General features: G+C 57.5%; 16 protein-coding genes. 2 read left to right on the top strand and 14 right to left on the bottom strand.

The window, feature by feature from the left end; genetic code table 11:
- Positions 1 to 11 precede the first annotated feature (11 nt).
- The 13 genes from JQR86_RS02330 to JQR86_RS02270 form a co-directional block, all read right to left on the bottom strand.
- Positions 12 to 1,430: a sugar porter family MFS transporter gene (locus JQR86_RS02330; protein WP_407362391.1), complete on the bottom strand. Its 1,419-nt coding sequence runs from the start codon at positions 1,428 to 1,430 to the stop codon at positions 12 to 14.
- Positions 1,431 to 1,695: 265 nt separating this feature from the next.
- Entirely contained in the window at positions 1,696 to 3,432 is a 1,737-nt protein-coding gene (locus JQR86_RS02325; RefSeq protein ID WP_434154243.1) for an acyl-CoA dehydrogenase family protein, read from the bottom strand.
- A 9-nt stretch (positions 3,433 to 3,441) separates the two neighbouring features.
- Positions 3,442 to 4,689, bottom strand: a complete 1,248-nt coding sequence (locus JQR86_RS02320) for a thiolase family protein (RefSeq protein WP_407362393.1) — start codon at positions 4,687 to 4,689, stop codon at positions 3,442 to 3,444.
- Between the two features lie 9 nt (positions 4,690 to 4,698).
- Positions 4,699 to 5,220, bottom strand: a complete 522-nt coding sequence (locus JQR86_RS02315; protein WP_122041533.1) for a DUF3237 domain-containing protein — start codon at positions 5,218 to 5,220, stop codon at positions 4,699 to 4,701.
- Positions 5,217 to 7,115 carry a feruloyl-CoA synthase gene (locus JQR86_RS02310; protein ID WP_434154242.1) on the bottom strand — a complete coding sequence of 633 codons (1,899 nt, stop codon included), beginning with the start codon at positions 7,113 to 7,115 and terminating at the stop codon, positions 5,217 to 5,219. The genes JQR86_RS02315 and JQR86_RS02310 overlap by 4 nt, the downstream gene beginning before the upstream one ends.
- 123 nt (positions 7,116 to 7,238) lie before the next feature.
- Complete coding sequence (locus JQR86_RS02305) at positions 7,239 to 8,690, bottom strand: aldehyde dehydrogenase (RefSeq protein WP_434154241.1); 1,452 nt, start codon at positions 8,688 to 8,690, stop codon at positions 7,239 to 7,241.
- Between the two features lie 107 nt (positions 8,691 to 8,797).
- Positions 8,798 to 9,628, bottom strand: a complete 831-nt coding sequence (locus tag JQR86_RS02300) for a p-hydroxycinnamoyl CoA hydratase/lyase (RefSeq protein ID WP_010795913.1) — start codon at positions 9,626 to 9,628, stop codon at positions 8,798 to 8,800.
- Positions 9,629 to 9,800: 172 nt separating this feature from the next.
- Entirely contained in the window at positions 9,801 to 10,364 is a 564-nt protein-coding gene (locus JQR86_RS02295) for a DUF3237 domain-containing protein (protein ID WP_434154240.1), read from the bottom strand.
- 9 nt (positions 10,365 to 10,373) lie between these two features.
- Positions 10,374 to 11,621 (bottom strand): 3-(3-hydroxy-phenyl)propionate transporter MhpT, encoded by a 1,248-nt coding sequence (gene mhpT, locus JQR86_RS02290; protein ID WP_010795915.1) that lies wholly within the window; start codon positions 11,619 to 11,621, stop codon positions 10,374 to 10,376.
- Between the two features lie 28 nt (positions 11,622 to 11,649).
- On the bottom strand, positions 11,650 to 13,107 hold the full coding sequence (locus JQR86_RS02285) for an alginate export family protein (RefSeq protein ID WP_407362396.1): 1,458 nt from the start codon (positions 13,105 to 13,107) through the stop codon (positions 11,650 to 11,652).
- A 452-nt stretch (positions 13,108 to 13,559) separates the two neighbouring features.
- Positions 13,560 to 14,702 carry a pectate lyase family protein gene (locus JQR86_RS02280; RefSeq protein WP_407362397.1) on the bottom strand — a complete coding sequence of 381 codons (1,143 nt, stop codon included), beginning with the start codon at positions 14,700 to 14,702 and terminating at the stop codon, positions 13,560 to 13,562.
- A gap of 260 nt (positions 14,703 to 14,962) precedes the next feature.
- The gene (locus JQR86_RS02275) at positions 14,963 to 16,102 is read right to left on the bottom strand and encodes a pectate lyase family protein (RefSeq protein ID WP_407362398.1); all 1,140 of its coding nucleotides are present in this window, start codon (positions 16,100 to 16,102) and stop codon (positions 14,963 to 14,965) included.
- A gap of 175 nt (positions 16,103 to 16,277) precedes the next feature.
- A complete protein-coding gene (locus JQR86_RS02270) occupies positions 16,278 to 17,423 on the bottom strand; it encodes a pectate lyase family protein (protein ID WP_407362399.1) in 1,146 nt (381 codons plus the stop codon).
- Between the two features lie 472 nt (positions 17,424 to 17,895).
- Between JQR86_RS02270 and JQR86_RS02265 the strand changes: the two genes are divergently transcribed.
- Entirely contained in the window at positions 17,896 to 19,116 is a 1,221-nt protein-coding gene (locus JQR86_RS02265; protein ID WP_074821825.1) for an RtcB family protein, read from the top strand.
- A 58-nt stretch (positions 19,117 to 19,174) separates the two neighbouring features.
- Complete coding sequence (rtcA, locus tag JQR86_RS02260; RefSeq protein WP_434154239.1) at positions 19,175 to 20,191, top strand: RNA 3'-terminal phosphate cyclase; 1,017 nt, start codon at positions 19,175 to 19,177, stop codon at positions 20,189 to 20,191.
- A 52-nt stretch (positions 20,192 to 20,243) separates the two neighbouring features.
- On the opposite strand, the gene JQR86_RS02255 is transcribed toward rtcA, so the two are convergent.
- Positions 20,244 to 20,777, bottom strand: coding sequence for an ankyrin repeat domain-containing protein (locus tag JQR86_RS02255; RefSeq protein WP_010795922.1), 534 nt, complete (start codon positions 20,775 to 20,777; stop codon positions 20,244 to 20,246).
- Positions 20,778 to 20,822: the final 45 nt, after the last annotated feature.

The raw sequence follows: 20,822 nt of genomic DNA, 5'->3' as shown, positions 1-20,822 counted from the left end.
GCGCATTACATTTACGCGGGCTGCTTGTGGGTGCGATGGGGCAGGAAGGAACCGGCCTTCAGTGACCGCTCGATGTCTTCCAGGCTTCGTCCACCCGTTTCCGGGACCAGGAAGAAGATGAAGACCCAGCCCAGGACATTGAGTCCGGCGTAAACCCACATCGCACCGCCTACACCCAGCCATTGCGTCATGCTCAAGGCAGTCCCGGTCAGCAATAGATTGGACCCCCAGAGCATGGCGGCATGAGCACCGGTCGCCTGATCCCGAATAGCCAGCGGATAGATTTCCGATCCGGTCAGCCAGCCTACCACCTGGATGCCGCCTGCATTGAAGATCATGAAGACGATCAGGCACCCCACTACCCACCAGCCCTGCGAATCGCCCGCCAAATTGAAGTGCAGCACGGCGCCCAATACCAGAAGCGCCACAACTGCCCCCGGAATCATCGCCAGGCTCAGCGTTCGCCGTCCGACCTTATCGACAATCAGCTTACCGATTACCGTCATGACCAGATAAGTAATTGCCACGCCAAGGGCTGACCACAGCGCAGCGGACGCGCCAAAGCCAGCATCCTTCAGAAACGTCGGCGTGTAATAGATCATCATCTCGATACCGCTGAGCTGGGTAAACGCCGCTACGCCCAGGCCGGCCACAAGCGCCGGTCGCAACCACGGTTGGCGCATGGCCCGCCAGCCTGTTACCGAATGCTCCTCCTTCTTGTCCACAACTTCCTGGATATCCGCAATCTCTTCGCGCACCTCCCCCGCGGTATCCCGCACCTTGGACAGCTCATGCCTGGCCTCTTTCGGGCGGTCCTGCTCGACCAGCCACCGCGGACTTCTCGGCATTCGGGTCATGCCAAACAACAGCACCAGCGAAGGTACAAGCGCAACCCCAATCATCCAGCGCCAGGTAAAGAGGTTCTGGCCAGCCACCCCCACAATCGCAGCCAGGAGAATCCCTACACCAATGGAAACGTTGAAATAGGTCACCAGGCGACCCCGCTTTTCGGGAGGTGCCAGCTCAGCGATGTAGGTGGGGACAATTTGCGTCGAGCCGCCGACTGCAAAGCCCAGCACCAGGCGAGACAGCCCTAGGCACCAGACATTGGGAGAGATAGCAGCAGCAACCACCCCCACACAATAGATACCCGCCACGATCACGATGGTCAGCCGACGCCCAAGCCTTGCCGACATACGTGTCGAACTCAGGGCACCGATTACCGCACCCAGCAAGATGGCGGCCGTGACAAGCTCCTGGGCGCGGTGATTAAGCTCGAAGTCCTGGGCAATTTGTGGAAGGGCACCGGAGATGATGCCCGTATCATAGCCGTACAACCCTCCGGCGATGGCTGCAACGGTAGCCACCATTGCCATATAGGCCTTGGGCTTGATATGGCTCTCGGTTGCGGAGCTAACAGCGTCTGCCATGAAGTTACCTGTCATATGGGAGGGATATGAAGGTATGGAGAGAGCCGTTACCCGTGTGGTTCCGCCTGCCGCATGACGCTTGCGGTCAGCCTTGACTCGATCAAGGTCTTACAACCGCTCAGACATGGCGCTTTCAGCGCTCAAGGGCCATAAAACGATAAACAACCTCTACAAAAAAAGCTGACGAAATGCCTGCCATCACCCCATTATGCCTGCCGTTTTCACACCAATTACTGCCAGATCCCGACCGTTTCGCCACTATCTCCTATAAAGCAGGTAAAGGTGCCCGGCTCACATTGATAGCGTCCGCGGTCTGCGCAACATTGAGCAGCAGATAGTCAAACGCGAAGCGGGCCGTTTCGCTTTTGGTTCTATAAAATGCATCTTCCTGACGGGACTCGGCCAGCCGAGCCGTACGTGCCCAGACAAATGCCAATCCTAACCAGCCCTGCAAGCGCAGATAATCCAACGCAGCGCGGTAGGGCCATTCCGAATCGCTAGAACTCATCAAGTCCGCTGTCACCTGCCAAGTCTGGTGGCAGGCCTGTCTTAACGCCGCACCATAAGACCTGCACGAAGGCGTTGCCAAACACCGCTCGGCTTCTGCCTGATAGTGCTCCAGAAGCCTGCCCAGTGCTGCTCCCCTGTCGCCGATGACCTTGCGCACGAGCAGGTCATTGGCCTGAATTTCGTTGGAGCCCTCATAGATCATGGCGATCCGGCTGTCGCGCAGGGTCTGCTCAATGCCAAAGTCTGTCACGTAGCCATAACCACCCAGCACCTGCAGCGCCGCACTGGCCTGCTGAAACCCCTGTTCGGTAAAGAATGCCTTGATGACCGGTGTCAGCAGCGATGCCAGTTGATGGGCGCGGGCGCGCTCATCGGCCTCTGTCGCATGCTCGGCCAGATCCAGCAGATGCGCTCCCCAGTACCCCAGCGCCCGCATTCCTTCACTACAAGCCCGTAGTTCCAGCAAAACGCGTCGCATGGCCGGATGATGGACAAGCAGATCGGCTGCTTCAGCCGTCTCTTCAGAGCGCTTCGGCGCGCGCATTTGCCTTCTTTCCCAGGCATAGACAAGTGCCTGCTGATAGGCCGACTCGACATGTCCCAACCCTTGCAACCCTACATGCAGGCGTGCCGAATTCATCATGACAAACATTGCCGCCAATCCCCGATGGGGCTCGCCAATCAACCAGCCGCAGGCCCCCTCGAAACGCAAGGCACAGGTTGCACTGCCCTTGATACCCATCTTGTGCTCCAGGCTCTCGCAGTACACGCCATTAGCCGTGCCCTCAAGCACCTTGGGCACCAGGAACAGGGACAACCCGCGGCTACCGACAGGCGCATCAGGAAGGCGAGCCAGTACGAGATGCACGATGTTGGATGTCAGATCATGTTCGCCACCCGAGATGAACAGCTTGCTGCCGTCGAGCAGATAGCGTCCCTCCTCTATCGGCTCTGCCCGGGTGCGAATCAGGCCAACGTCACTGCCGGCTTGGGGCTCGGTGATGCACATGGTGGCAAGCCACTCGCCACTCACAACTTTATTAAGGTAAGTCTCCTTGAGCGCTTCTGAGGCATGGGCGCGCAGGCATTCGTATGCACCATGGGCAATACCGGGATACATGGCCCAGGCATGGTTGGCGGAAACCAGCATTTCCTGAAGCGCCGCGTCCAGTAACTGTGGCAGGCCCTGCCCTCCCCAGGCCGGGTCACAAGCCAAGGCGGGCCAGCCACCCTCGACATAGGCCTGATAGGCCTCGGCAAACCCGGACGGCGTCGTCACCTGTCCATCCTGCAGCTGGCAGCCCTGACGATCGCCCGAGGCGTTAAGCGGCGCCAACCTGTCGGCACTAAAACGCCCCGCTTCCTCCAGGATTTGCATGGATAGATCAGCGTCCACTTCGCTAAAGGCTGGTATTACAGACCAAGTCGAAGGAGCATCGAGCCATTCATTAATAACGAACCGCATATCGCGCAGCGGAGGGTGATAGGTCATGGCATTCTCTTAACGATAGTTCGGGTTTTCAATCAGCACCGCCATGCCTTGCCCGCCGCCCACACACGCGGCGGCAATGCCATAGCGTTCGTGGTTGGCCTGTAGCTGTCGCGCCAGGGTAAGCGTCAGGCGCAGGCCGGTTGCGGCCAGGGGATGTCCCAGCGCAATCGCACCGCCACAGGTATTCAGCCTTTCCGGATCGATATCCAGTTCACGTTGGACAGCCAACACCTGAGCGCCCTGCGCCTCGTTGATCTCGAAGCGAGCGATCTCCGCCAGCGTCAGCCCACTGCGCTCGAGCAGCAGGCGGATGGCCGGCGCCGGGCCGATGCCCATTACCTCTGGAGCAACCCCGACCGCGGTAGCGGCCAACAGGTTGGCTAGCGGTGGCTTGTCTGTCCGGTTTGATTTTCTGGCCACGACCATCGCCGCAGCACCGTCAACCACTGCACAGCTGTTGCCTGCCGTCTGCACACCGCCCTCGTGGATCGCGGCGAGCCGGGCCAGTGCGTCAAGTGACGTGGGCCGCGGATGACTGTCGATAGCGACAGAAGCGACATGACGTGGCAATTGAATACCCCGCGTGCGATACCCTTCCAGCCGAAATTCTTCGGTTTGCACAGGGACAATTTCATCCGCAAACCATCTCGCCTCCTGTGCTGCCAGCGCCCGGTTGAAGCTTGCCAATGCATAGGTATCAACCTCGGCACGCGTAAGGCTGTAGCGACGGGCCAGATTTTCAGCGGTACCAATCATGTCGATACCCGGTGCCGGGTCCATCAGGGCCTCCCAGAGAAAGTCCTTGAACTCCACCGAGGCTCCCAGGCGAAAACCGCTCCGGTGCGTATAGGCCGCAATGGGATTGCGAGACATGGACTCGCTGGCGACGCACAAGGCGATCTCGGCCTGACCCAAGCCAATCTGTTCACCTGCCTGACGCAGCAACTCGAAACCGGTGCCACAGATACGCTGGACCTGCAGGGCCGGCACCTCTAAGGGAACGCCTGCATAAAGGCCGATGTGTCGGGGTAAAAGGTAAGCATCGAAACTGGCCTGAGCGACAGACCCTGCCAGAACGCTATCAACCTGATCCGGCGCCACGCCACTGCGCGCCAGTACCTCGCGCGCGACCTTGATGCCCAGGTCAATCGGTGAAGCCTGCCCCAGCGCGCCGCAGTAATCTACCCAGGGTGTACGGACACCCCCAAGCAGCACCACGTCGTCGAATGCAGAATACAAGCCCTGTTGTCGCGCCATGGCAGTTTCCTATTTGAGGCGGTACACGCGAATCAGTACGGCGTTGCGCTGCAAGGGTGCCCTTTCGACGGTTCCGGCATAAACGTAGCGATTCAACCAGCCGTAAGGGCCGTCCGGAGCGGTAATGGTCAGCGTCGAGAAGGCATAGGGCTTGGTATCCAGCTCGTGGATCAGGGCCTGATTGTGGATCGTCAGGATCGCGCCATCATGGGTACGCATCTCATACAAGGCATCGAGCTGCTGGACGCCATCGGCACGGACCAGCTGCCGATCCGCCCCGCCCGGCAAGACCTTGCCACGCAGCCTGGGACCGACGAAACGCCCGCCGGTAATCGGTACGATACGACGCTCCCCCAGGGGGCCTTTACCCAGGGACACGGTATCGGCAATCTCCACGGTCGCCTCGTAAACCAGCTCCGTCTGGGGAGCCACACCGGTGGCCGCTTGGGCAGTGGTCATCATCGATAAAAGCATCCATCCGGTGACGAGTCCCATCACAGTACGCGCTTTGATCCCCACAGAATTGTTCATCGCGCTGCCTCCATCGCCTCGAAACGAACAACCGAGGCGTCATTGCCCTGGCAGATTGTCTTGATCCGATCCGCTCGCCACTGCAACACGGCGCGCTGGTTGATCGAACCCTTGTCCGTGATTTCACCTCGATCGATAGAGGGCGGCTCATCGAGCAGGCAGGCCCACTCCACCCGGCTGGCACTGCCGGTTGCCTCCCGATTGAGCCGCCTGAGCAGCCCGGCAAGCCAGGCGCGTACTGAAGGTGAGGCCAGCACATCGGCGGACGAGGCATCATCACCCAGGCCGGACAAGGCTCGGCACTCAGGCAGACGGGGAAAGATCAGCAGGCCAAGGCAGTCGTGGTCCGGGCCGACAATGACCGCATCCTGGACATAGGGCGCGCCTTCCAGCACCACGCGTGTGCGTAACGGCCCCACACTGACGAACACACCGGACGATAGCTTGAAGTCTTCGGCGATCCGCCCATCGAACATCAGCCCCAGGTGCGGCTGCTGCGGGTCCGCGAACTTGAGCGCATCGCCGGTACAGTAGAAGCCTTCTTCGTCAAAGGCCTGGGCGTTGTGCTCTGGTGAGCGCCAATAGCCCGGCATCACGTGCGGTCCGCGAAAGCGTGCCTCGAGCTTGCCGTCCACCGGCACCAGCTTGACCTCACAGCCCGGCGCCGGTAGCCCGACATAGCCCGCCATGGACAGTGGCCCGGTAGTAAAGGTGCAGGACGGCGCCGTTTCAGTCATGCCAAGCCCGGCCATCATGCGGATACGCTCGCCGCAATGCCGCTCCGCTACACGATCCAGACGGTCCCAGACACTTTGAGAAAGCCCTGCGGCGGCAAAGAAGAACAACTTTATCTTGGCGAAAAATCGCTCACGCAACTCAGGATCATTTTCCAGCGCAGTAACCAACTCCTCCCAGCCCTTGGGTACGGTCAGATACGCGGTAGGTGAAATCTCCCGCAGATTGCGCAAGGTTTCAGCCATGCCCTGCGGCGTAGGCTTGCCCTCATCCAAATAGAAGCTGCCGCCGTTGTACAGCACGATGCCAATGTTGTGGCTGCCGCCAAAGGTATGATTCCACGGGAGCCAGTCCACCAGCACAGGCGGCTCCTCGCCAAAGGTGGGAAAGGTTTGCAGCAGCATCTGCTGATTGGCGCAGAGCATTTGCTGAGTAGTGACTACCGCCTTTGGCAGCTTGGTAGAGCCAGAGGTGAAGAGAAACTTGGCAATGCTGTCCGGCCCTGTGGCCTCAAAAGCCGCATCCGCCTCGGCGCCGCCGGGCTGGGCGAGCAACTCCTCGAACGCAATACAGAGCCGCCCGTCAAGATCGCCCCGCGTCAGGATTACGGGCACCTCCGCAGGCACACGCGCCTCGATGGCGCGGCGGTACAGCTCACCGTCACAGGCGAACACCATGCCAGGATCAAGCAGATCGATTACATGCTTGAGTTTGCCCAGATCCTGGGAAAGCAGCGAATACCCTGGTGAGACCGGGCAATAGGGAATACCTGCATAGAGCGCGCCCATGCACAGCTGAAAATGTTCAAGATCGTTCCCGGACAGGATGACCAACGGGCGCTCGGCAGAAAGCCCAAACCCCAGCAGGGTCTGTGCGATGGCACGTGCGCGCTGGAGCATGTCGGCGTAGGTGATGCGCCGCCACTCCCCGCCCTGTTCACGTGCCGCTACAAAGGTTTGATCGGGCCGTACCTTGGCCCAATGGACCAGGCGATCAAGCAAGCGCTGCGGTAACGGCGCCAAGGGTTCCAGAGCCTGCATGCGGATAGTGCCATTCTGCTCATGGCGGATGTCTACAGCCGGATGGCCGATCGACACCGAACGGTATCGGGGCTTGGCCGCACCGACCTTTTCAATGCACAGCTCGGACTCGCAGTTCACGTCGCATACCTCCTGTTGGCACGCAGGGGGCCGAGCACGACTGAATTCGCGCATCAGGCCCCATGCATGGCCAGCCTGTTTCAGGCCGGTGTTGTCATTGTTGTTGCCAGGAATAGCGTGGGTTCAGATGGGGTAATGTCGGGGCGTTGTCTGGAGCGTAATCCAGCGCAGCTGGGTAAAATGCTCGACCGAAGCCGCCGAGCCAAAACTGCCATAGCCGCTGCCTTTCACGCCGCCGAACGGCATCTGGGCTTCGTCATGCACTGTCGGCCCATTGATGTGGCAGATGCCGGACTCGATCCGCTGAGCCAGCCCCAGAGCGCGGTTCACGTCGCGGCTGAACACGGCGGCAGACAGGCCATACTCGGAGTCGTTGGCCACGTGCAGCGCTTCTTCGTCGTCCTTTACCCGAATGACTGACACCATCGGGCCAAAGGACTCTTCGCGGTAGAGCTTCATGTCGGGCGTTACGCCATCGATCACAGTGGCCTGCATCAGGCAGCCATTGATCTCTCCGCCTGCCGCCAGACGCGCGCCCTTGGTCAGGGCGTCATCCATCAGGTTTTGCAGGCGCTCGGCCGGGGCCCGGTCGATCAATGCCCCCAGGACCGAGGTGCTGGCCTGCGGGTCGCCTGCAAGCAGCGTTCTGGCCTTGTCGGCCAGCTTGCTCACGAACGTATCGGCAATGGACTCGTGCACGATTAGCCGCTCGGTCGACATACAGATTTGACCCTGGTTGAAGAAAGCACCAAAGGCAGCAGCCTCTACCGCAGCATCCAGGTCCGCATCGTCCAGCACCAGAAGCGGCGCCTTACCGCCCAGCTCCAGCACCGCCGGGGTAAGATGGCGCGCTGCCAGCTCCCCGATGATCTTGCCTACTCTTGTGGAGCCCGTGAAATTGACGCGGCGTACCGCCGGGTTTGCAATCAGCCGCTCGACGATAGCCGGCGCATCCTCTGGTGCGTTGTGGATAACGTTAATCACTCCGTCACCCAGCCCGGCTTCATGAAGCACATCACCGATCAGGGCATGCACGGCCGGGCACAGTTCGGAGGCTTTTAGCACTACGGTATTGCCGCAGGCCAGCGGCATGGCAATCGCACGGGTCGCCAGGATGACCGGCGCATTCCACGGTGCGATGCCGACGACCACGCCACAGGGCTGGCGCACTGCCATGGCCATCGAGCCCGGCAGATCGGAAGGGATGATCTGTCCGGTGATCTGGGTTGTCATGCAGGCCGCCTCACGCAGGATGCCGGCGGCCAGATGCACATTGAAACCGTACCAGTTGGGCATGGCGCCCGTCTCGCCTTGTCCAGCCGCCACGAACTGATCCGCACGACTGGCCATGAGTTCAGCAGCCTTGAGCAAGCGTGTCCGGCGCTCATTAGGGCCCAGCGCCGCCCAGGCCGGGAACGCTGCTTGCGCCGCCGCGACAGCAGCATCAGCGTCTTCAAGGCTAGCTGCGGCTGCGCGAGTGACGGCTTGCTCGGTCAGCGGATTGCGACGCTCGAACTGACGCCCATTGGAAGCCTGCACATGACGGCCACCAATCAGCAGGGAAACCTCGTACATGATGCGATCCTCGTTTTTGTAATTGTCAGGAACTGCACATACAGCATACGTCCGAACGCCCGCCTGGGCAGCTCAGTGGCTACACAGGCGCAAGGGTATCCGGCGTTTTAACGACGGTAGGTTTGCAGACCCGGCTTGATGCTTTTCTCATCGAGGAACTGCTTCATGCCTTCTTCACGTCCATGCTCGGGATCGCGCAGGCGAGCCTGGTCAAGCTTGGCGTACAGGTAGTCTTCGTTCTGCTCCCAGTTGAGTTCACGGCAGCGCTTGAAGCCAATCTTGGCCGCCCGCAGCACCACCGGATTCTTTTCAAGCAGCTCACGCGCCAGGGTGACGGTTTCCTCGCGCAACTGCGCCAGCGGGACACTCTTGTTGACCAGCCCCATCTGGGCAGCCTTGACCCCATCGAAGGTACGCCCTGTCATGATGTAATAGAGCGACTCACGATGGCCGACTGTATCCGCCATCGCCTTGCTCACCAGATTGCCAGGCGGAATACCCCAGTTGACTTCGGAGAGACCAAACGTGGCCTCATCGGCGGCAATGGCCAGATCACAAGCCACCAGCGGGCTGAAGCCACCGCCAAAACACCAGCCGTTGACCATGGCAATGGTCGGCTTGCTGTACATTCGCAGCAGCTTCCACTGCCATTCGGAGGCCTCACGGCGGATTTTTTCCTGAAGAATCTCAGGGCCTGCATCCACCTCGCGGAAATATTCCTTGAGGTCCATGCCTGCCGTCCAGGCATCGCCGGCCCCGGTCAGTACCACTACCCCGGCATCGGCATCCTGTTCCAGCGTTTCCAGAATCTCGCGCATTTCCCGGTTCAGCGTCGGGCTCATGGCGTTGCGCTTTTCGGGACGATTAAGGGTCACCCAGGCAATGCCCTCTTCGACCTTCACCTCTACTGTTTTCCAGCGACCTTCGTAATTGCTCATGGCGGAACCCTTGTTGTTGTGCTTCTTGTGAGTCCAAGCTAAGGCAGAAAAATAGTTATGTCAATTAACTATTTTTAGCTTTTTACAATTATTTATGTCCCTCCTATACCGCCAAGAGCCGGCCTCCTTTTGACATGTTTCGAGGCGTCACCCAAATAGTTAGTCCAATCAATCATTTAAGCAGATAGGCGTCATACACCACAGCCTTGCCCAGGCGCATGGCACTGCCAACGCCGATGGCCCGATTGAGCCAGTCATACTTCTCGGCGCTGGTTTCAAATATCATCGTGACCTTGAAAAAGTATTTGCTCGGATCGACAGGCTTACCGGCGGCCACATCCTTCATCACCTCTGGCGGACCGTAGCGGTACCCCTTGGTTTGCAGGTAAACAAGCGCGCCGTCATCGGTCTTGAGCAGGTAGCGTGTATCGATGACGGCCAGCCCATCGTCGGTCACAACCTGCCAATCCGCTCCGTTGTTAAGAATTTCCCCCTTAAACGATGGCCCCTCGAAGCGGCCACCGGTAATCGGGATGATTCGGCGCTTGCCCAGCTCGCTCGTCTTGCCAAGCTCCCAGACAGGCGCCGTCAGATCGACCTCAAACCGGGCCAATCTTTCCAACCCAAGCGGCGGCGGATCAAAGGCAGGCTTTTCCCGTGCTTCCTCTGCCAGCGAGACGCCTGACAGTAACGTGCTAGCCGTCAACAAGGCGGCTACCCATAGAGATCTGAACATGGTTTCTCCTTAATGAGCCGGTTCACCTGCCAGCACACCTGTGCTGACCGGCTTGGCGGCCTGTCGGTTGAGCAGGCAGAGCACAGACGCCGCAGCGATCAGCACGCCGGGGGCTGTTGCGATGACCAGGGTCGATGCCGCGCCGCCCATGGCCAGTACCTGACCGGCCAGGAGCGGACCGGCCATGGCGCCTAATCGTCCGATCGCCACGGCTGAGCCCACCCCGGTCGCTCGTACGGCCGCCGGATACACCAGAGGCGCCAGCGCATACAGCACCAACTGGCCGCCTACTACAAAGAGGCCCGCCAGGAATCCCGCCATGATGACCCCGGCAAAGCTGCTCGAAAGCCCAAGCCCCGCCAGTCCGGCCAAGATACCGGCGTAGATGGCGACCACGACGATTCGGGGTTTCCAGCGGTCCATCAGCAGACCGAACAGGACCGAGCCGATACCGCCACCGATATTGAACAGGATCTGAACCGTCACGGCTTGGCTGCGGGTGAACCCCTGCCCAACCAGCAGCGATGGCAGCCAGTTGAGCAGCATGTACATCACCGTCAGGGTAAAAAAGTAGCTGACCCACAGCATCAGCGTGGTGGATGCCCTTACCTGATGAAAGAGGCCATCCCAGGTGCGAATGGACTGCTCGGTTGCCCGGGCCGCCTGCCGGCTTTTGACGAACGCCGATGACTCCATCAGATACACGCCCAGCAGGGGCGCCACCAGAAGCGGCGCAAAGCCTCCTACATAAAATACCGTCCGCCAGCCCAGCCCGGTCTCCAGCAGACCAACAATGGCCGCCAGCGCACCACCCAGTGGTACACCGCAATACATCAGGCTTACCGCTGTATTGCGGGCACGCTCGCCGGCCGACTCGGAGGATAGGGCAATCAGGTTGGGTAACGCCCCACCCAGCCCGATGCCGGTCATGAAGCGTGCGATCAACAGGCTCTGCATATCCCAGACATGAGCGCTGGCCAGCGAAAAGAGACCAAACAGCACAACCGAGGCAATCAGCACCTTTTTGCGCCCGATCCGATCGGCGCACCAACCTCCTAAAAAGGCCCCCGGTAGCAAGCCCAGAATGCTGGCACTAAAGACCAACCCCATCTGCGCCGGCTTGAAGCCAAACGCGGCAGCCATACTGGGCGCTGCGATGCCCATGGCCTGCAGATCCATTCCCTCCAGCAGAGCCACCACAAAGCACAACCCTATGGTCAGGCGTGTACGGGCATCAGCCATCCCGAGCGTAGTCATAGCGAAACCTCCTCATGGGTCAGGCGCATCAGAAACGGAACGTTGTTGAAACCATGCCGAAGTGTGTATCCGAGCCATCGGCCTGCCGCACGGCCTTACCCGCCTGGAAATAGCTGTATTCCAGGTCCACGGTCAGGTTGGCGGTTGGTAGCCAGCGCAGATTGTTGCGAAACAGGTTGCCTGTCTTGGGCGATGAGCTGTTGGGGGTTCCCGGCACATAGGACATGCCCGGCAGATAAACGCCATCGCGGGTGCTTTCACGCCAGACGGCAAAGGCACCGGCTTCCAACTGCAGGTACTCGCGTGGGGCGAATGTCAGCAGCGGGCCGATCAGATACATGTTCGAAAGCGTGGTCAGCCCCGAATCTCCATAGAAACCATTCTTGGGAAACAATGGGTCGAATGTGCCAATCTTGTCATCACCAAAGCGGTCATCACCGCTGGCTGCATCGAAACGCACCGCCAATCGTGGCTTCCAGGGCTGCCTGAAGGTATATCCCGTCTCGCTGCTGATACCCCAGGCACGAATACGCGCCCCTTCCAGATGACCACCCTGGTAGGCCAGATCCCACGACCAGTCCCAACCGGCCTGCTTGCCAAACAGCCGCACGCCTCCGGTGTAGCGCTTTTCGCTTCCAGTCAGCCCATCCAGGGTGCGCTCGTTGGTTTCCAGGCCAAATCCGTATACATCCATTTTCAGGATGGCTGTCAGCGGTAGCGTGCCGTACAACCCATAAAACTTGACGTTATTGTTGGAGCCATCATCAAAGCTGTCTTCGCCTGTCTCGACGGGACGCAAGCCAAAGGCATCGAGCTTGTAGCCGCCGGGACGGGAATAGCTCAGGCGTACCCCATCGAAATTGAGCCGGATATTGCGTGCATCACGGTAGGTAACAAACGCCTGGTTACCGTAACCCAGCTCTTGACGCCCTACCCGCGTCATCAGCCGCCCGCCCAGGGTATTGGTATTGATGTCGATAAAGGCCTGATGCAGCTCCGTCCTGCTCTGGTCATACGGCCCGTAAAGCGCCTTGTTCCAGGCCCGGGTGTTTTCCAGCTGGACGAACGCACGGACTTGGTCATCCAAGAGATGCAGATCACCATGGACCTGAAGCCGTTGCTGAATGTAGGAATCCTTGTTCACACCACGCAGCCCAAAGACTGGGTTATTGATGGTATCCGCACGGTAGCGCGCTTCCGCACCAAACTGGACCCAGGCTGAATCGGACAGCCGCTGATAACGGAGCGGATCAAAAAAGTCGCTCCGCTTGGAAGCATCGTCCAGAAACCGATAGTCCTCCGCCCAGCGAGGCGGCCCGGGTGGTAGAGGACGTGCTTTTTCCAGAGCATTATCGAGCGGCGCAGGACGCGACTGCTCCAATACCACTGAAGGGGCAGCCTGAGCCGCCAGGGAAACTCCGGATAACGCAACAGCAAGGCATGAGGGCGCCAGCGCGCCGGCACGCCAGGAAAGCGATAAGGACATGACCGATACCTGTTTATTGTTGTTGTGGATCAGTGCTGGAAAACGAAAGGTCTTGGTCAGCCGGAGAGCAGCGACACGTCGTTAACGTGCCGAGGTAGCCGAAAAACGGTATGAATACGGAAGGTGAATAACGCAGGGTAAGCGGGTGAATCGTTACGAATGAACATAGACTAGCCCCATATTGTTTTTATTATTAACTTTTGGATGAATGCCGTTGTCTTCATCTCTATGTGCTTGCCTTCTGGATACTTGACGTCAGCCTGCCTACCGTCAAGACATTAACGGTCTTAACGATCGATTATCGAACGTTATAATTATTAACTATTTAGATGGCTAAGCATGCAAATGGATGTATCGCGCGCAAAGCAGCATGCCAGACAGGAAGGGATAGAAAAGGCGAGAAGATAGGCAGAAAACCGCCACCCATTAAAGGCAGATGGCGGTCAGGCGGGTCAGAAACTGATCTTGCCTGCGCCCGCCTCGGAAGGCACCTTGGAGGCCACGAGGGAAGCGGCCATCTTGGTGTACTTGTAAGGGGGCGTCCAACCGATATTGGAATTCCATGAGCATTTCATGGAAACGCCATTGATCAGCGAGCCGGCGTCCTTGTAGACAGAGCCGCCATTCTTGGCGGTGATCTTGTCACAACTGCTAATGCCGCTGATGTTGAAGGCATTGGCCTCAGACAGGATAGCCGATGACTTGCCTACTCCATGGGCGGAGTAGAACGGATAGACCGCGTCCTTTGTGTTACCTGTGTGCAGGTTGTTGTACAGGTGTACCTGACCAAACCGTACACGCGGCGCACGCTGCGTAACGTTATCGAAAACCGAGTTATGGATAGTGACCTTCAACTTGCCCTTGTCGGTCGAGCTGGCACTGTCGCTGGAGCCGATCAGAATGTTCTTGTCGTGCAGCTTGAACACGGTGTTGGAGATGGTGACGTAGTTGGCGCCCTTCTTCACGTCCAGCGCCCCGTCATGATGCTGCACATGGCGACCCTTCTTGATCTCGCTCGGATCATCAGGGCGGCTACCGTCGGTAAACGTCATATGGTCGATCCAGACGTTACTCGCGCCCTGCACCGTGACGCCGTCGTACTCGGAGTTCCAGTTACCGGCATCGCCATCATCCGGATCGAAAACCGGTGTGGGGTCCCATGGATTTTCGATGGTCAGGTTGCGCATGATCACGTTGTTCTCCTTGATCATGAAAAACCCGTTGACGATCTGCGCAGTAGAGCCCAGGCCCACAATCGTGGTGTTACCAGGCACAACCAGCTCAGCGCGCTTTTTCATCTCGCTGGTACTGGTATAGGCCTTGCCTTCACTGATATCGATCTTGCCAGAGACCTTGATAATGCGGCTGCTGGCCGAGGCCTTCAACGCGTTCTTCAAGTCATTGGCGGTGCGTACGGTATAGATATTGGCGGAGGCTGCAGCTGCGCCGCCCTTGGTTCCCCCGTTTTGCGTAGCCCAGCCTGTACTGGCCGCCTCACGCATATCCGCTGCAAAGGTGCTGGCGGCAGCGGTCAACAGCACCACGCCTGCGCCCAGTAAAGCCGGCTTCTTGAGCGAGCCTGATTTCATGGTCATGTACACGTCCTTACTGTTTAGTGTCTGTAACGCGCACGCAGGCTCAACGCAAATGAGTTTCACTGCAATAATGTCATATTGGAATTTTTAGATTTCTAAAGATAGCTCTCAACCAAAATGAGTAGCGTCTCTGCTTTCGTCTGTCGACGCGTCGAGGTTCCATAACATGCAGGCCGATAAACGACGCACAACGGCCTGTGTGGTAGACAAGAAACCCCTCTAGCAAAAGCACCAGAGGGGCCAGAATCGTCAGCAGTCAATCAGAAACTGATTCTGCCTGCGCCAGCAGAAGACTGAACGCTGGAAGCTACCAGCGAAGCGGCCATCTTGGTGTACTTATAAGGGGGCGTCCAACCAATATTGGCGTCCCAGGAACAGCTCATCGTGGCGCCGTTGATCAATGAACCAACGTCCTTGTAGACAGAGCCGCCGTTCTGCGCAGTGACCTTGTCGCAGCTGCTGATACCACTGATGTTAAAGGCATTGGCCTCGGACAGAATCGCTGAAGACTTGCCGACACCATGGGCCGAGTAGAACGGGTAGACGGGATCCTTCGTATTGCCGGCATGCAGGTTGTTGTACAGATGTACCTGCCCGAAACGCACACGTGGGGCACGCTGAGAAACGTTTTCGAAGATCGAGTTATGAATGGTGACTTTGAGCTTGCCGCTGTCCGTCGAGCTGGCGCTGTCACTGGAGCCAATCAGGATGTTCTTGTCGTGCAGCTTGAAGATGGTATGGGAGATGGTCACGTAGTTCGCGCCCTTCTTCACGTCCAGCGCGCCGTCGTGATGCTGCACATGCCGCCCGTTCTTGATCTCGTTTGGATCATCCGGACGGCTGCCATCGGTAAAGGTCAGATGATCAATCCAGACATTATTGGCCCCTTCAATGGTGACGCCATCGAACTCCGAGTTCCAGTTACCCAGACTACCATCATCCGGATCCCAGACCGGCACTGGGTCCCATGGGTTCTCGATAGTCAGGTTGCGCATGATCACGTTATTTTCCTTGATCATGAAAAACCCGTTAACGATCTGCGCAGTAGAGCCCAGGCCCACAATGGTCGTGTTAGCCGGTACGTTCAGTTGTGCGCGGCTTTTCATGTCGCTGGTCGTGGTGTAGGCCTTGCCGTCACTGATATCAATCTTGCCGGAGACCTTGATGATACGGCTGCTGGCGGAGGCTTTCAGCGCATTCTTGAGTTCTGTTGCATTGCGTACGGTGTAGACATTGACCGACGCCGCCGCCGCGCCGCCTTTCGTACCGCCATTCTGCGTAGCCCAGCCGGTACTGGCGGCTTCCAGTACGTCGGCGGCAAAGCTGCTCGAGGCCATGACAGACATCAACAGACCCGCGCTCAACGTTAATACCTTGAGTTGCCCACACTTCATCTTCATCTTGTTTTTCCTACGTTGGGTTTACTGCCGCTCATTTATAAATCTAACAATCTAAATACCGGCATATTGCTATTAGGCTGAACAAAGACATCTTGGAGAAACACCTGAGCCATAACGCTCAGGCATTTAATGTTCAAAAGGATGTTTAAAGCCAATCGAGACGAACGCTGGCTCGCTAGAAGTTGATCCTGCCTGCACCGGCTCTTACAGGCACGGCAAGCGGTACGAGTGAAGCTGGTAATTTGATGTATCGATACGGCGGAGCCCAACCGATATTCGGATCCCACGAGCAGGTCATTTTCCGACCATTGATGAGCGAACCGACATCCTTGTAAACCGTGCCACCCCAATTGGCCGTTACCTGTTCACACCCGCTGATACCGGAAATCGCGAAGACATTAGCTTCCGAGAGAATGGCGGAGGACTTACCTACTCCGTGGGCGTAAACAAAGGGATAAACAGCGTCCTTGGTGCTACCAAGATGAAGGTTGTTGTACAGATGCACCTGCCCGAACCGTACCCGTGGTGCGCGCTGGCCTACATCCTGAAAAACCGAATTGTGGATCGTGACCTTTAGCTTGCCGCTATCTGTATCCGCGCGGCTATCGCTGTTACCGATCAGGATGTTCTTGTCATGCAATTTGAAAACGGTGTTAGACACAGTGACATAGTTGGCACCCCGAACTACGTCCAGCGCACCGTCATGATGCTGGATATGAACACCATTACCGATTTCATTCGGATCGTCCAGGCGCCCGCCATCCGTAAAGGTCAGATGATCGAGCCAGACGTTACTGGCACCGCTGATCGTGACGCCATCGAATTCCGAGTTCCAGTTACCCAGATCACCGTCATCCGGATCCCAGGTAGGCGAAGGGTCCCAGGCATTTTCGATCGTGAGATTACGCATGATCACGTTGTTCTGCTTGATCATGAAGAACCCATCCACAATACCGGCCTGTTTGCCCAAACCAATAATGGTCGTATTACCCGGAACATTCAGCAGGCCGCGTTCGGCCATGTCGCTCGTACTGGTAAAGGGTTTTCCGTCACTGATATCGATCGTTCCGACAATCTTGATGATGCGCCCACTGCTTGCAGCGTTTGCACTTAGCGCCTGTTTGAGCTCGGTGGCAGAACGTACAGTATAGATATCGGTTCCCATGGCGGCAGAGCCTCCACGTGTACCACCGTTCTGGGTTGCCCAGCCGGACGTCGCCACTTCGCGCATATGGGCTGCCAGACTGCTCGTGCTGACTGCCAGCAACAACGCGCCTGTCACCCATGTAGATCTAGCCTGCAGAATAGACTTAGTTGTCATACCAGCTTCCTGTTTTTATTAGTATGGAATTGCCGCTTACAACAAAACTACGCAATAAAACCTTAAATGTGACTCTAGACGATAGCTATATGCTGTATGTCGTCATACCACAATAGTCCATCTTAATTTCTTGTAAAGCAACTGCCCGAGATAAGTTTTATCGACAGCTGGTCGGCTGATGAACGAACAGAGGCGTCATCTTAGGGTGCCGGATGACTAAATCATGAGACGCAAGGTAGAGGGAAGCCATGGCTATATAAATTTATAAGGTGATAGATAAAAATATCGTAAATCAGAAGAGACCAAGCAGCCCTCTCTCAAAAAAATTTCAATAAAATCCCTAAATTTCAATAAGTTAAGTTTAAAGACAAGCGCTTTTAAAACAATGGCACGCCCTCTGCTATATCCAGGGATATGAAGGTTGCAGCGTGTTTGCCTGCATCTCACAGACAACCCATGGAGTAGCGTAGAAATGGACAAGCAGAACTATCAGCTTCTTGAAGTAGCCAACGGCAAGCCTATCAAGATGTGGACCGAAGGCGTCCCGGTCGAAGGCGATGCCAAACAGCAACTGATGAATACAGCCAAGATGCCGTTTATCTTCAAACATCTGGCAGTAATGCCGGATGTCCACTTGGGTAAAGGCTCCACTATCGGTAGCGTTATCCCAACTGTGGGCGCCATCATCCCTGCGGCGGTGGGCGTCGACATCGGCTGCGGCATGATTGCGGCGCGCACGTCCCTGATGGCTTCAGACCTGCCCGACAACCTGCAACCGCTACGCAGCGCCATCGAAAAGGCCGTCCCCCATGGCAAGACCTTTGGCCGCCGCGACCAGGGTGCCTGGCAGAACGTACCTGATATGGCCGATCATGCCTGGTCCAGCCTGGCCAAGCGTTTCAAGGCCATTACCGATAAATACCCGAAACTGGAAAAGACCAACAACCGCAACCACCTGGGTACTTTGGGTACCGGGAACCATTTTATCGAGGTCTGTCTGGACGAAGCCCAGCGGGTCTGGTTCATGCTGCACAGCGGCTCGCGTGGGGTAGGTAATGCCATCGGGAATCTGTTCATTGAGCTGGCAAAAAAAGACATGCAACAGCACATTGCCAATCTTCCCGATAAAGACTTGGCGTACTTCGAGGAGGGCAGCAAGCACTACAACGATTATGTCGAGGCTGTCGCCTGGGCGCAGGATTTTGCCAAACAGAACCGAGCCCTGATGATGCACGCAGTGATCGATGCGGCCCGAAAGGTCATCACCAAGCCGTTTGAGGCAAACCTGGAAGCGGTCAACTGCCACCATAACTACGTGCAGAAAGAACAGCATTTCGGTCAGGAGGTACTGATTACCCGCAAAGGGGCGGTATCAGCCAAGAAGGGCGAATTGGGCATCATTCCCGGCTCCATGGGTGCCAAGAGCTTTATCGTTCGCGGCCTGGGCAATGAGGAGTCATTCTGTTCCTGCAGCCATGGCGCCGGACGAACCATGAGCCGGACCAAGGCCAAGAACCTGTTTACGGTCGAGGACCAGGTACGCGCTACCGCACATGTGGAATGCCGAAAGGATGCCAACGTCATCGATGAAATCCCGATGGCCTATAAAGACATCGACCGTGTAATGGAAGCCCAGCGCAGCCTGGTGGAAGTGGTGCACACCCTGCGTCAGGTGGTATGCGTCAAAGGCTGATCAGCTTCACTGGACGAATGAAAGCAGATTGAACTGCACGACAAAAAAGGTTTTAACCATGGAAGAACTACAATTGGACGGGTCGATCGGCGGTGGTCAGATCCTGCGTAGCGCCTTGAGCCTGTCCATGATCACTGGACAGCCGTTCAGTATCACCAATATTCGTGCGAAGCGGAGCCGTCCTGGCCTGCTTCGCCAGCACCTGACGGCCGTGCAAGCGGCCGCCGCGATATGCGATGCAACGCTTGAGGGTGCGGAGCTGGGCTCGCTGAGCCTGCGTTTTCAGCCTGGCGCAATCAAGGGTGGTAATTATGAATTTGCCATCAGCACGGCAGGCAGCTGTGTACTTGTCCTACAGACCGTGTTGCCCGCCCTGCTCAAGGCACCTGCTCCCAGTCGCCTGAGACTGAAAGGCGGAACGCACAATCCTGCTGCACCACCAGTCGACTTCCTGCAAAAAGCATGGCTACCGTTACTGAAACGGATGGGCGCCCATATAGAGCTGGACCTCATCCGTCATGGCTTTGCTCCTGCGGGTGGAGGTGAGATGACGGTAGTGATCCAACCCAGCAGGTTGAGTCCGCTGATATTGGAGGACCGTGGTCAATTGGTCAGCCAGCAGGCGCAAGCGCTTCTGGCAGGCCTGCCCGAGTCGATAGGCACGCGCGAGCTGAACCAAGTAACACAACGTTTGGGCTGGTCTCAGGACAACCTGCATACCGTTCAGCTACAGAAGGCGCAGGGGCCTGGAAATGTAGTGCTAATCGAGCAACAGTACGAGGCGGTTACCGAGGTGTTCGCTGCGTTCGGGCAAAGCCGCGTCAGGGCAGAACAAGTCGCCAATCACGCCATTGATGAACTGCTCGCCTTTGAGCAAAGCGGTGCTGCCGTAGGCGAACATCTCGCAGACCAGCTCTTGCTCCCTCTAGTGTTGGCGGGCAGCGGCCGCTTTACCTGCCTGCATGCGTCTGAGCATTTGCTTAGCAACGCCGAAGTCATCCAGCGGTTCTGCCCGGTCCGCATCGTGATCGAGCCATTGAGCGGTGACTGCTATGAGGTACGGTTAGAATCATAGGCCCGAAACCAAAAAAGGCGCCTGACAGGCGCCTTTTTCATAAACAGGCTGCCTACTTTTGCAGCTCTTGAATTCGTTCCAGCAACGCAACCGTTTCAGGCGCGCCCATACGTTGTGCAGCTGCAAGAGGCGTTACACCGTTAGCATCCTGGGCGTTAATATTGGCGCCTTTTTCGATCAGGTATTCGGCGATTTCGGCCCGATTGAACATCGCAGCCATCATCAGTGCGGTCTTGCCATCCGGGGATACGCCTTCCACATCGGCACCCTGCTCAACCAACAGCTTTACCATTGGCAGATTGCCCTTGAAGGCTGCACCCGCAATAGGACTCTGGCCGTTATCGTTGCAGATATTCGGGTCAGCGCCATGATCGAGCAATGTACGTACCGCATCAAGCTGTCCATGGTAGCTGGCCAGCATTAGCAGTGTGTCACCTTTGCTGGTGCGTAAGTTGGGGGGCAGCCCCTTATCCAGCAGCTTGCCCAATGTGACTGCATCGCCACTGCGCGCCAAATCGAGTACTTGATGGGCGAACTCAATCGCCTGGTCTTCGGAAAGTTGTGCGTCGCGGTTTTCTTCAGTCATCTCGCTTCCTTGATATGCGGTAATAACAGTGCCGTTTATTGCGAC

It is taken from the genome of Pseudomonas sp. JZ134, assembly GCF_051027695.1.
Classification (GTDB): domain Bacteria; phylum Pseudomonadota; class Gammaproteobacteria; order Pseudomonadales; family Pseudomonadaceae; genus Chryseomonas; species Chryseomonas luteola.
The sequence above is the reverse complement of the archived record's forward strand: the minus strand, read 5'-3'. Positions and strand labels throughout refer to the sequence as shown.